Here is a 12,494-nt window from a genome sequence, read left to right as displayed (position 1 = left end):
CTGTCAACCCCTGAGCCACCACCCTGCTTTTCTAGCGGGGCGTTCTGGTGCCTGGCGGGAACTCAACTGCTCGCGGCGAGTCGCCAGCGACGACTAATTGGCAGCAAGCGATCAATTTCGGCTGAAGATATCGGTTCCTCTTACGGAAACACGTTGATGCTCGAAGAGCTAAAAGAAGAAGAGATTGTCAACAAAGTTGGCGGACGATTTAAGCTGAGTACCTTGATTCAGAAGCGACTGGTTCAGTTGAATCAAGGGAGCAGGGCGCTCGTGCATGCTGACACTCACGACAAAATGTCGATCGTGTTGCAAGAAATCATGCAGGACAAAATCTTCTTGAGCGTCAACAATGAATTGATGACCCTCGAAGACCAGGCAGCTTACGCCGAGGGACCCGATTTGAATTCGATGGATCTCTAAGCAGGTGGCTGTTCAGCTCGATTCGCTCCAAGCAAAACGGGTTATTTTGGCAGTGGGTGGCGGGATCGCCGCATACAAAGCGGCCTTTCTCGCCAGTCGCCTCGCCCAGCGCGGCTGCGTTGTGTTGCCCGTGATGTCCCCCGCCGCGGAGCAGTTTATCGGCTCCACCACTTTGGCCGCACTTTGCGGCCGTCCCGTCACCACCGCGATGTTCGAGCCTAATCGGTTTCCGCTCGGTGCCCATATCGAACTGGCCGAACAGGCCGATCTCATGATCGTCGCTCCCGCTACGGCCGATTTGATGGCCAAGTTTTCGCTCGGGATTGCCGATTCGTTGATCAGCACGCTCTACTTACAACGCGAATGCCCCGTCCTGCTGGCCCCCGCGATGAGTACCGCCATGTGGTCCAAAGCGGCCGTCCAGCGGAACGCGGCGACGCTCGCGCAAGACGGCGTGCACTTCGTTGGCCCCGAAACGGGCTGGCTCAGCTGTCGCCGACAAGGTGCCGGCAGGATGGCCGAGCCGGAAAGCATCCTGGCGGCCAGCGAAAAGCTGCTGGCGGCAGAAAGTTAGGCATCCAAGCTGGGGATGATCTCGTTGCTGATCAAGTCTTCAAAAGTTTCGCGACGACGGATTAGTTTTGCTTCACCCGCTTCGATCAACACCTCGGCGGGACGCAGTTTGCTGTTGTAGTTGCTGGCCATCACAAAGCCGTAAGCACCCGCATTCTCTAGCACCAGAAAGTCACCCACGCGGGCCATTGGTAGTTGGCGTGAATCGACGTAGCCACCTTCTTTCTGAGTGAAAATGTCACCCGATTCGCAGAGTGGGCCCCCAACCACGGCGGCAACTTCTTCGCGGCCAGCCGCGCTGGCGGTCGCTCCGTCGCGAGGCACGATCGCGATCGGATGATAAGCACCGTACATCACCGGACGGGCCAGATCATTAAAGCCAGCATCGACCAAGAAGAATAGATTATCACCCATCTTCTTCACCGCTCGAATCTCAGCCAACAAACAACCCGCTTCGGCAACCAAGTAGCGACCCGGTTCAATCTCCAACTCGATCGGGTGCCCGAACCGTGCAGCCAAACGATTGCGAACGGCATCCCAAAGCTGGAAATACTGATTGAGGTCAACGAATGTTTCACCCGCGCGATAGGGCACTGGCAAACCACCGCCGGCGCTGATCGAGCGGATGGTGCGACCAACCGACTCCGCCGCTCGCTCCATCGATTCGCATACTTGCCCCAAGTGCTCCAAGTCGGTTCCCGAGCCGATGTGCATGTGCAGGCCGGTGATCGTCAGCCCATCCTCGTCCGCTTTCAGCAGGCAGGAGTCGAGTTGGTCATGCCAAATTCCGTGCTTCGACTGAGGACCACCCGTATTTGTCTTTTGGCTGTGTCCATGCCCGAAACCAGGGTTGATCCGCAAGGTAATGTCGGCACCCGGTCGGACGCTGCCCAATTGGGTGATCATGTCGGGTGAGCCGCAATTGACTGGCAATTGATGCTCGCAAACTAATTCCAGCGAGGCGGCATCAAAGATATCGGCGGTGTAAATAATATCCGCGGGGGCGAAACCGGCAGCCAAAGCGCGGCGGATCTCCCCGGCGCTGACTGCGTCGACTTTAGCACCCGCGCGACGGACGCGATCGAGAATTGCAATGTTACTGCAAGCCTTCTGCGCGTAACGAACGCAATCAAAAGCGGCCAAATCGGCAATGCGTTCGGCGATTAACGAGGCATCGTACAGATACGTTGGCGTGCCAAACTGCTCCGCCAAATCGACTAACGAAAGGCCGGCGAACTGATGGCGTAAAGTATTAAAAGTGGCGGTCGTAGGCATCAGCGAGCGTGATCAAATAGGAAGTGCGGACGGCTCACAGCGGGGTAGCCGGGTCGAGAATTTCCAACGGATGATAACCGTTGTGCCGCAGAACTGTATACGGGTTGTTACTCTTAATGTTATAGCAAACGATCAAGGACCACCGTGGATCGGGGCTGGTGTTGGCATCGCTGCGGTGTAACACGTTGCCGTGAAAAAACAGCCCATCGCCCGGTTCCATTTCCACATAGCGGAGCGGCAACCGCTCGAGGATGGCAGCCACTCGCTCGGGATCCGCTCCGGTTTGCCCCCCCACTTTGCCATGTTCCAATCTTCCCAAGTGATGCGACCCGGGAATGACTTGCAAACAACCGTTCGCTCGCGTGGCTCGGTCAATGGCGATATAGCAAGAGCCCATGTGTGGGTAGAGGCAGCCGTAGTTATACCAATAGCCGTAGTCTTGATGCCATTCCCAAGCGCCACCGACGCGGGGCTCTTTGAGCATTAGTTTGTGGTGATAGTGATAAACTTCGTCACCCAAGAAGGCTGCCATCGCGGGCACTATTTTGGGGCTGCGAGCGATCCGCGAATAAATGTCATCGCGAAGCGCATCACGCACGGTCAGTAACGTTGTGCCTCCCGTGGCGTCGCTGCGGGCGGTTGACTGAGATTCCATCTCCCGATCAGCCCGAGCTGTGTCGGCGAGCCGCTGCGTTTCGTCTTGATCGAGCAACCCAGGCACGATCACAAAGCCATCACGTTGAAAAGACTCGAGATCCGTCGGAGAGGGCAGGTAAGGCATGGTGGCTCTGCTGTGTTAGCTCAAGATGGCGTGAATGGGGCTAGCCGGCTCGACTCCCGTCAAGCGTTGATCGAGTCCCTGGAACGGATACACAAAACGCTCGTGATCGATGCCCATCAAGTGCAGAATTGTCGCATTCAAATCGCGAATATGCACGGGGTCCTTGGTAACATTGTAAGAAAATTCGTCAGTTTCCCCGTGCACCACCCCGCCGCGAATCCCAGCGCCGGCCAGCCACATCGAAAAGCACTTGGGATGGTGATCGCGGCCATATTGCGTTTTGCTGAGGGCGCCTTGGCAATAGATGGTGCGGCCGAATTCCCCGCCCCAAACGACCAGCGTGTCATCAAACATGCCACGCTGCTTAAGATCGGTCAGTAGGCCGGCTGAGGGCTGGTCGATATCTTTACATTGTTTGGGCAAATCGCCCGGTAAATTACCGTGCTGATCCCAACCGCGATGAAAAATCTGCGTGAACCGTACTCCACGTTCGGCCATGCGGCGAGCCATCAGGCAGCAGTTTGCAAAGGTTCCTGGCGTGGTGACGTCGGGACCGTAGAGGTCGAGCACGTGCTGCGGCTCGTCGGCTATGTTACTCAAATCAGGCACGCTGGTTTGCATCCGAAACGCCATCTCATACTGTGCGATCCGAGCGGCCGTTTCGGGATCTCCGCTTTGCTCATACGTTTGTTGGTTTAACTTGGAAAGCGAATCCAACATGCGACGTCGAACGCGGCTATCAATGCCTTCTGGATTCGACAGATACAAAACGGGATCTTGGCCGCTGCGCAGGGCCACGCCTTGATATTTGCTGGGCAAAAAACCGTTCCCCCAGAGACGATTGTAAAGAGCCTGAGCATCTTTACGGCCGGTCCAGGTGGCTGTCATCACCATGAAGGCCGGTAAATTTTCATTCTCAGTCCCCAGCCCATATGACAGCCATGATCCCAAGCTGGCTTTACCGGGCAACTGATTGCCGGTGCAAATATAAGTGATCGCGGGATCATGATTGATCGCCTCGGTCCACATCGATTTGACCAACGCCACTTCATCAACTTTCCTGGCCGTGTGTGGCAACAGTTCCGAAACCATTGTGCCCTGCAGGCCGTGCGGAGCAAACTTGTAAATACTCGGCGCGATCGGAAACCGAGCCTGACCGCTGGTCATCGTGGTCAACCGTTGGCCTTGGCGAATCGACTCGGGAAGATCTTTGTCAAACCAGTCGGCCATCGCCGGTTTGTGATCCCACATGTCCATTTGGCTGGGAGCGCCCGACATGAACAAGTAAATGGCCCGTTTGGCTTGGGGCTGGTGATGCGGCAGCGTCGGCAATCCACCGCGGCTGGCTCCCACCACGGCGCCACTGGCTTGACCAGCCGTCTCCAGCGAAGCCAACGCGGCGCAGCCCAAGCCGGCCGAGGTGCGCGAGAAAAAATGACGACGAGTGATGGGATCCATAATTTGTCTGCACCTGAGTTTGATTGGTGGCGAGTAAAAACTCACATCATTCGCTGCTGTTGTTACTTGGTGATCGCTTCATCGAGGTTGAGTATCGTGGAAGCCACCATCAGTGCCGCGGCTGCGTCGCCGTTTGGCGCTCCTAATTGTTTCAGCAGCGGATCGTTAGCTTGGTAGTGTTGCCGTAGATCGTGATAAAGTTCCATCAACTCGGCTTGTTCCTGGGTGTTTGGCGGTCGCGAGGTGACCGCTTCGAACATCCAACCGATCTGCCCCGCGGGGTCTTCCCCCATCAGGCTTTGCGAACGTTCCACCAAGCTGCGGGCGGCGGCCAAGTACTGCGGTTCGTTCATTAACATCAGCGCTTGCAACGGCGTGTTAGTGCGCTCGCGGCGAGCGGCGCAATTTTCCCGGCTGGGTGCATCAAAGGTAGTCATTTGCGGCGGGGCGCTGGTCCGCTTCCAAAACGTATAGACGCTGCGACGGTACACTTTCGCGCCGGAGTCGGCGGTAAAGTTGGCCGTGTTGCTGCCGGTATAGCCGACCGCCAACCACAAGCCGGCTGGTTGCGGCGGTTTCACGCTGGGGCCACCCAGTTGATCGACCAACAGGCCACTGGTCGCCAGCGCCGCGTCGCGAATCATCTCGGCATCGAGCCGAAAACGCGGGCCGCGGGCTAACAGACGGTTCTCCGGATCAATCGCCAGCGTTTGTTGATGGCTGCGGCTCGATCGTCGGTAGGCGTCGGTCATCACCAACCGCTTGAACAAGGCTTTGACGTCCCAGCCACTCTCGCGAAAATCGACCGCCAGCGTATCGAGCAATTGGGGATGCGATGGTGGGCTCCCTTGTGCGCCGAAGTCCTCACTGGTTTTCACAATCCCGGTGCCAAACAGTTGTTGCCAATATCGATTCACGGCAACTCGGGCTGTCAGCGGGTGGTCGGGCAGGGTTAACCAACGTGCCAACCCGAGCCGATCGCGTGGTAATTCTGCGGGCATTTTCGGCAAGGCTTGCGGGACTTGACGTGTGACTTGCTCGCCCGGTTTATCATATTCACCGCGCCGAAGAATGTGCGCGGGTCGTGGTGTCTCCAGTTCTTTCCAGACCAACGTGGTCGGCATCGAGTTTTGAATTTCGGTGCGACGTTTATCCAGCCCCGCAGCCATATCTTGCAACACTAGCCAATCGGGATGCACCGAGGCGACGCGTCGATAATAGTGTTTGATTGCCTCAACTTGCGTGGGCTGACGTTGCTCCAGCGGCAGTTTGGCAATTTCCAAAATCTCCGCCGGAACGGGCACGGCGGGAGAGCGGAATGCAGCGGCAAACGCGGCTGGGCCGGAGTGATTGATTGTCTTCAAGTACAAATCATTGACGCCGGCTTGCAAATCCAGGGTGATCGATTCACCAAGTGGGCTGATGGAACGATCGGCGTTGACTTCCCCGATCTTTTTCCCAGCCAGCCAGACTTGATACCCATCCTCGGTTCCCAGCAACAGCGTCAGTTTTTGAGCTTGAGGCGCCACGATCTGCCGATGTAGCAGCACCACGCTGGGCCGATCGGGAATCGTCGGCAAGCTGTTGATCATCGCGGGCTGGAAGGCTGTGCCTGTTTGCCAACTCAATGTTTGATCGCGAAACTTAAAGCTTTCCTCGCGGGCAAACGCTCGATCTTGCGAGGCATAGTTTTGGTAATACCCCGCCCCGATATTTTCAACTTCGAAGGGACCCACAACATGCCAGGGACTGATTTGCAGTTGACGCTCCACGGCGACGCGCGGCAGATCGTCGGAAACGGCGACGCGAACACGCTTGAAACTGTGGCCGGCAAATTGCGACTCGTACTTGAGCACCACCTTGATTTCCGCGGTCTCGGTTTCGGAGCCCAGCAAACTGCTGGCAACGAACCAAGCCGAACGGCTGCCCGGTGTTTGGTGCCCGCCGATGGCCCAGCCGGCATCGGCAGCGACTTGGCCGTCAATGGCGTACTGAATGGTAAATTTGGGGCTGTCGCTTTGCTCCTGATCGGCTTGACCATAAACCAGTTTCACAGGCGTGAACTCGCCACCAGTCGCCGTTGATTTAAGCAAAACTTCGATTTCGCTGAGCACCGCGTTACCGTTATCGCTCCGCCCAGCAGGCGTCTCCGGCGAGTCGCTGAGCGCTTCCAAACGGATCAATTGGTAAGGACCACCCGCGGGTAAGGTCGCTTGCAAGGTTACGGTTTCTTTCGCGGGAACTTCGCCACCAGCCGCCACCGAGCCATCGTCCAGCACTTGCATCGTGCTGCCACCGCTCGATTCCGCACTGCTGGGATGTAGGGTTTGCCAGGTCGTAGGATGTTCGCTACTGGCGAGCGCGGCTTGTTCCCAGCGAGCTTGCGCTGCATCGACCGTCGGCAGCGGACCATTCATCTCCGCTTCTAAGTCGCTGCGCATGTTGGCAACGTCTGCTAATTGTTTGAGAGTTTCGTCCGTCGGGACCCGCGCCACTGGCGGATGGTCTTTGGCGTTTCCATCGAGCGCGCGACCGTCCAGGCTATTGAAGAAAGCGGACAGCGAGTAATAGTCGCGCTGGCTGATAGGATCGAATTTATGATCATGGCAGACCGCACAGCCAGTTGTCAGACCAAGGAATATGGTGCCAAACGCATCGGTGCGGTCGATCACGTTGCGAGCAAAGACTTCTTCGTAGATCGAGCCGCCTTCGCTGGTCGTCACGTTCAACCGATTAAAGCCGCTAGCGATCTGGTCTTCGAGGGTACTTTCCGGTAGCAGATCGCCAGCCAGTTGTGCCGTGATGAATGCATCGTAGGGCATGTTCTTGTTGATCGCGGAAATCACCCAATCGCGATAGGGCCACATTTCGCGATAGTTATCCAGGTGCAAACCGTGCGTGTCCCCATAACGCACAAGGTCCAACCAGTATCGTCCCAGGTGTTCGCCGAAATGATGAGATTGCAGCAAGCGATCGACAACTTTCTCATAAGCATCGGGTGTCAGGTCTTTTTCGAAGGCACGCAGCTCCGCGGGTGTGGGAGGTAAACCGCTAAGATCGAAAGTCACGCGGCGCAATAATTCTCGTCGGCTGGCTGGCGGGTTGGGGGTTAAGCCGGCGGCTGTGATTTTCTCCAACAGAAAAGCATCCAGCGGATCGCTGACTTGTGCTACATCCCCAGGGGCGGTTTGCTCCAGCGGGTTATTTTGGTCATCAGGGATTGGTCGGGGGTGGCGTTGCGGCGGCACCAATGACCAGTGTGGTTGGAATTCCGCACCCTGCTCGATCCAGCGTTTCAGCAGACTCTTTTCCTCGTCGCTCAGTGGTTTCTGCACTTCGGGAGGGGGCATGATTTCGTAGGCGTCATCACTTTCGATCCTTGCCACCAAAGTGCTGGCAGCCAAGTCGCCGGGTACGACAGCACGCTCTCCGCTATCGGCGACTCCGTAAGCCGATTCGGCTTCGTCGAGACGCAACCCGCCCTGACGATGTGCCCCATCGGGCCCATGGCAGGCGAAGCAGCGGTCAGACAACAAGGGGCGAATCTGACGGTCGAAATCCACCGCCTCCGCGGCGTCTGGAGCACGGGTTGCGTCGGCCACGGCATCGGCAATGGGGTCGGCAGCTGTGGCTTGAATCGACGCGGTTCCGTTGGCAACGATTACAGCGGTTGCCAGCAGAACAGCGATACACAAACGGTGATGGTAAGTTTCAAGGAGCATCGACATGGAGGCGGGCCATTACCGGGCGGGATGGGGGCATGAGGCGGGATGGGGGCAACCACGACATACTGCTATTCTACCGCAGCATGGTGCCAAGGTGCAGTTTTTTGTCTCGGCTGCGTTATGACTTGCGAATAAAGTGCTCGGCATAACTGCGCACTTCGGTGCCGTTGAGCACGTGGACCATTCGCAGCTGACTCACTTCCGCTTCGCTGAATCCGCTCAATGGCACATGGATCAACTGTTTTTTGAAGCGACGAGCCAGGCGGCGCCATCCCCCGCCGGGGGGCAGCGAGCTGAGCAAAGCGACTTGACGGCTGCGCGAATACATACAAGCGGCGGCGATCAGCCGTTCTTCGAGTGTTTCGACAAAATCGAGCCGCGGGTCACTCCAGATGTCAGGAATGGACTTTGGTGGAAACAAAAACATGGCCCCGCCATACGTGGCTAAACAAATTCCCGGTCCCACTAGCTCTTGGCGGAAATCAGTCGCGTAGAAAGCTAGCGTCGATTCATTGTTGTGCTCGGCAAACCACGTGGTCCGCCAGGGGTAATCGCGCGGGTCGGCGGGTGAGTCAAATAGCATCACGCAGGCATCGAGCGTGCCGCGATCGGGCGGAATAACTTTGACATAGATCTGTTTCTCATACCAATGCCGCACCGTGTCGCGGATATCGATACCATCTTTGACGCTGGTGGTAAATTTCTCCGTCCGCGCCAAATCGGCGCCCATGATGGCTCGCGCACGGTCAAAAGCGCGCGAGCGAAATCGTTCAATATGTTCGTCTTCGGGCGGGTAGCTGCATTGTCCAAAGGGATTCCATTTGTATCCCCAGCGAGCCCGTTCATCGTCGGTCGGTCGGCGGTTTAACTGAATCGATTGCCAGAGCACCGTGGGGCCGGCCAACCGGCTGACCAATGGAACAATATCTCCCGTCGGCAAGCGGCCTTGATCGATCGCCAAGGCAACTGCCGGCTCATCGTTGTCTTCCACCGAGTACGCATAATCACGCGCCGTCTCAACCACGCTCAACGCGTACTGATCGCCAAAGATCTGTTTGGCGGCGGTCACGATGGTGTAAAGATCGGGAGTCATCCGTTTGCCCAGCAACGACAAATTACGAATATACTTCAGTGCTTGGCTGAGGGCGAACGGCGTGATGCGGCGGGCCCGTTTTCCCAAGTCAAGGTAGTAGGCTTCGCGAGCCGCGATCAAAAGTTCTTTGACACCGTCAATCTGAATGTTGTCATCTTCTTCCAGCTCGGCCCGCGCCCGTTCATACAGTGCTGAAATAAATGGTAACTCTCCGAAAAGAAATACTAAGGTTCGCGGCTCGACTGGATAGACAACGGGTTCCTCCATATCGGCAGCCGACGGTGGTTCGACATCAAGGCCGTCACCATCCTCTTCGAGTGCTAAGTCGTCTTCCAGATCGTCGTCTTCGCCAATGGACTGGAGTTGTTCAATGATAATTTCGTCAATGTGATAATCAGCAAACTCGTCTTCCTCGGCATCTGCTTGATCGGCCTGATCCTCCGCCCGCTCGCGATTCTGCTGCGATGTGTCACCGTCGGCTTTTTTGCGATCGTCGGCGGTTTGACGTTGGTGTGGCACCCAGGCTGGAGTTGGCCAGGGAGCGTGTCCGTGGTAGGCGGCTCGGATCCACGGCCATTGCGACACGCAACAGATCAATAGGATGTTTTCATAGTGTTGTTCCAGCTCGCGCAGCCGCATCGCCATATATTCGACCCGTCGCTGAGTTTGTAAACGGGCCGGCGGGGTAATGCTCGGCAGCAACGCGGCGGCAAAGCGTTCTGGTGAGACGGTTCGCAGCGCATAAGGATCTGGCATCGCTGACGACTCGGGCAGAAATTGTTCCGTCTCCAGATCAATGTAAGCTCGCGGAACGTGCTCGCCCAACGCCGCGCGGATCCCCATGATCACTGGCTGGCAAGGATCGATGGGCACATAGCTCTGCGGCCACCATCTCAGCTCGTCATCTTCGTCCTCGTCTTCATCCTCATCGTCGCTGTCATCGCTACCGAAGAACCCATGTTCGTTCTCCGCGCTCCACTCGGTGATCTCAAAGTCAGCCTTCTCGCGGGGCGGCTGGATGACGATCGCCGGGCGTGGCAATTCCAGCACCGCGGTCTCAACGGGTTCGCGAAACGACTCCGGCAGCGGCAGGGCAACACAATCGACTTTGTGTTCCAGCATCCAACGTCGCACGATCAAAGCGCACTGACCACTGCCGTGAATAATCGGCAAGGCCGTAATCCGAGGGCTGATCTGCAACAACGGAGGAATCTTAGGCATGTTTTGCTTCCCGCTTCCCAATCAATTCATGAACACCAGAGCCTTTAGTTTAGCGTTCTCGAGCAGTCATCGGGAGTCGAGCGACTTTCATTCCAGTGGCAGCCGGCAAAAATCGCTGGCTCAGGGTCTCAACAGCAACGTGGCCGCCCCGGTGGACCAACCTGCAGTACCTTGCACACGGGCCACGACCCGAAAACGGCCAGACAATCCGGCTGGCGGCAAAAGTGCAAGTTCGAAATCACCCCCGGCGTGATCGTCAATTTCGGTCTGCAGCACGTCGACGCAGTTCGCTTGCTCGTAGCGTTCTGAGGGGGAAAGGCCGGGGCTGGTCGGCACGCTGCCGGGAAAATGACAGAGGGAAACCGTTAATTTGCCACCGTGCGGTGCGACGCCACGGACAACCAGCTTTTCACCAGGTGACACCCCGCTGGGAACATCCAAGGCAATCGTTTGCGGATGTTGCAAACGCAGCATCGGATCGCCCAGCAGGTTATACAAATGAATGTGTTCCACTCGCTCCGCCGGCAATTGCTCCGCGTCGGGGCTGAGCGCGGTGGCTAACAGGTCGACCAGCCTTCTACGCTGGGCTAATTCCGCGTTCTGCCGTCCATCCTCAGCAACCTCCTGCTGGGCGATCAGCCAGGCTGTGCCGAGCCGTTCGACCCGCTGCTGGTAACAAGCATGAATCAGCCCCTGGGCGATCAAGGCGTTACCGTAAGGCATGCTCACCCGACTGCTGGCCAACACCGCGATCGGACCGCCCGGACATTGCACCATTTGTTCGGCCAAGCAGTCCACCGAGGCATCAAAAGCACCCGTGTAACAAGCCAGCAATAGACCGATGGGAGAGGAACCCGGAGCGACTTCTAACAGATCGAGATCTTCGCACGTTAAGACGGGTCGCCGTGTCCCATTTGGCCCCGGAACGCGATCGAGCGCGGTGACATTCCCGTGACCCATGTAAACCCAAAAGGCGCCCCCTTCACGATACCGCCGCAAGGTGGCCGGAAAGAAATCGATGGCCCCCGGATTAAAGGGACTACGGGGGCTGGCATACGTGACGGCCAAACTGACTGCTTCGGGCAGAGTCGAGGTCAAGACGCTGCGGGTGGCTGATTCAATCGCCGCGTCGGCCAACATGCCGAAGCCCCCGACACCCGCGGTAATCTGCACCCGGTCACGCCAATGGTCAAAATTATCACTTGTCTCATACGCGATAATGCGGTCAATCCAATTGGTTAATTGGTCGGCCGTATCGACGGGCATTCGCCCCACGGCTACTTGGGGCACGCCATCCCCATTTAGATCGGTGTAACTCGCATCGCTCGGTAACGTTGCGGTCGAACCATATTTGGCTGCCGGCCCGGAAGCACGATAGAACGTCGGCACTTCTAATTTGGGGTCGGCCTGCTCGGCAGCGGTCAAGCGGCAATCACCCACTAACACCACGAATTGAGTCTGCTCGTTCAATCCAGCAGCCAACAACGAGCGTTTCACCGTTGCCGCGTCGGCCGCCGAGTCGACTAACCGCACGCTGATTCCTTGCTGCTGACGGTAATCAACCCAAGGCTGGATGGCTGTGCGAAATGCCTCCGGACAGACGACGAAACAATCGGCCGCCGAGGCTGCGGGTAGTACCTGGACCGCGAGTAACAGCCAGCACAAGTAGACAATCTGCTTCACAATCGGGCTCCCCGTCGAACTAAACGACTTTTAATCAACATACCCGCTACTTGCCGGCCGGTCCAAGAGGAATCGACGCTTGCCGACGTGGGGGCACGTTCCCGCGATTCATTCTTCTGGGACTACTCAAACTGAATTCTCCAAGCTATCTTGATATCGCGTTAAGGATTTCGCGAGGCTAAGTTCACGACCAAGTTAGTGTACGCAAGGCCCAAGCACGCGGTGCGACACGCGGGCGGCGCCACTAGCATGAGCGACACGCAGG

Annotated in this window: 8 protein-coding genes; 2 read left to right on the top strand and 6 right to left on the bottom strand. The window is 57.3% G+C overall.

Translation table 11 applies throughout. The features are described from left to right. The first annotated feature begins 156 nt into the window (after nucleotides 1-156). Both rpoZ and SH139x_RS14470 read left to right on the top strand, forming a co-directional pair. Nucleotides 157-420: a DNA-directed RNA polymerase subunit omega gene (gene rpoZ / locus SH139x_RS14475; protein ID WP_488355902.1), complete on the top strand. Its 264-nt coding sequence runs from the start codon at nucleotides 157-159 to the stop codon at nucleotides 418-420. Nucleotides 421-424: 4 nt separating this feature from the next. Beyond that, on the top strand, nucleotides 425-994 hold the full coding sequence (locus SH139x_RS14470) for a flavoprotein (protein WP_488355901.1): 570 nt from the start codon (nucleotides 425-427) through the stop codon (nucleotides 992-994). On the opposite strand, the gene lysA is transcribed toward SH139x_RS14470, so the two are convergent. From lysA to SH139x_RS14440, 6 genes are all read right to left on the bottom strand, one after another. Next, nucleotides 991-2,268 carry a diaminopimelate decarboxylase gene (gene lysA, locus SH139x_RS14465; RefSeq protein ID WP_488355900.1) on the bottom strand — a complete coding sequence of 426 codons (1,278 nt, stop codon included), beginning with the start codon at nucleotides 2,266-2,268 and terminating at the stop codon, nucleotides 991-993. The two genes, SH139x_RS14470 and lysA, sit on opposite strands and share 4 nt — an antisense overlap. A 34-nt stretch (nucleotides 2,269-2,302) precedes the next feature. After that, entirely contained in the window at nucleotides 2,303-3,049 is a 747-nt protein-coding gene (locus tag SH139x_RS14460; RefSeq protein WP_488355899.1) for a phytanoyl-CoA dioxygenase family protein, read from the bottom strand. A gap of 15 nt (nucleotides 3,050-3,064) precedes the next feature. Then, nucleotides 3,065-4,507 carry a DUF1501 domain-containing protein gene (locus SH139x_RS14455; RefSeq protein WP_488355898.1) on the bottom strand — a complete coding sequence of 481 codons (1,443 nt, stop codon included), beginning with the start codon at nucleotides 4,505-4,507 and terminating at the stop codon, nucleotides 3,065-3,067. 62 nt (nucleotides 4,508-4,569) lie between these two features. After that, complete coding sequence (locus tag SH139x_RS14450; protein ID WP_488355897.1) at nucleotides 4,570-8,235, bottom strand: PSD1 and planctomycete cytochrome C domain-containing protein; 3,666 nt, start codon at nucleotides 8,233-8,235, stop codon at nucleotides 4,570-4,572. A gap of 115 nt (nucleotides 8,236-8,350) precedes the next feature. Next, a complete protein-coding gene (locus SH139x_RS14445; protein ID WP_488355896.1) occupies nucleotides 8,351-10,546 on the bottom strand; it encodes a hypothetical protein in 2,196 nt (731 codons plus the stop codon). A gap of 120 nt (nucleotides 10,547-10,666) precedes the next feature. Next, nucleotides 10,667-12,229 carry a C25 family cysteine peptidase gene (locus tag SH139x_RS14440; RefSeq protein ID WP_488355895.1) on the bottom strand — a complete coding sequence of 521 codons (1,563 nt, stop codon included), beginning with the start codon at nucleotides 12,227-12,229 and terminating at the stop codon, nucleotides 10,667-10,669. Nucleotides 12,230-12,494 lie beyond the last annotated feature (265 nt).

It is taken from the genome of Kothea flammea, from assembly GCF_052161645.1.
GTDB lineage: Bacteria > Planctomycetota > Planctomycetia > Pirellulales > Pirellulaceae > Laterigemmans.
The sequence above is the reverse complement of the archived record's forward strand: the minus strand, read 5'-3'. Positions and strand labels throughout refer to the sequence as shown.

Coding starts and splice junctions, on each gene's coding strand:
- rpoZ (WP_488355902.1), top strand. CDS start 157: ATGCTCGAAGAGCTAAAAGAAGAAGAGATTGTCAACAAAGTTGGCGGA.
- lysA (WP_488355900.1), bottom strand. CDS start 2,268: ATGCCTACGACCGCCACTTTTAATACTTTACGCCATCAGTTCGCCGGC.
- SH139x_RS14460 (WP_488355899.1), bottom strand. CDS start 3,049: ATGCCTTACCTGCCCTCTCCGACGGATCTCGAGTCTTTTCAACGTGAT.
- SH139x_RS14455 (WP_488355898.1), bottom strand. CDS start 4,507: ATGGATCCCATCACTCGTCGTCATTTTTTCTCGCGCACCTCGGCCGGC.
- SH139x_RS14450 (WP_488355897.1), bottom strand. CDS start 8,235: ATGTCGATGCTCCTTGAAACTTACCATCACCGTTTGTGTATCGCTGTT.
- SH139x_RS14445 (WP_488355896.1), bottom strand. CDS start 10,546: ATGCCTAAGATTCCTCCGTTGTTGCAGATCAGCCCTCGGATTACGGCC.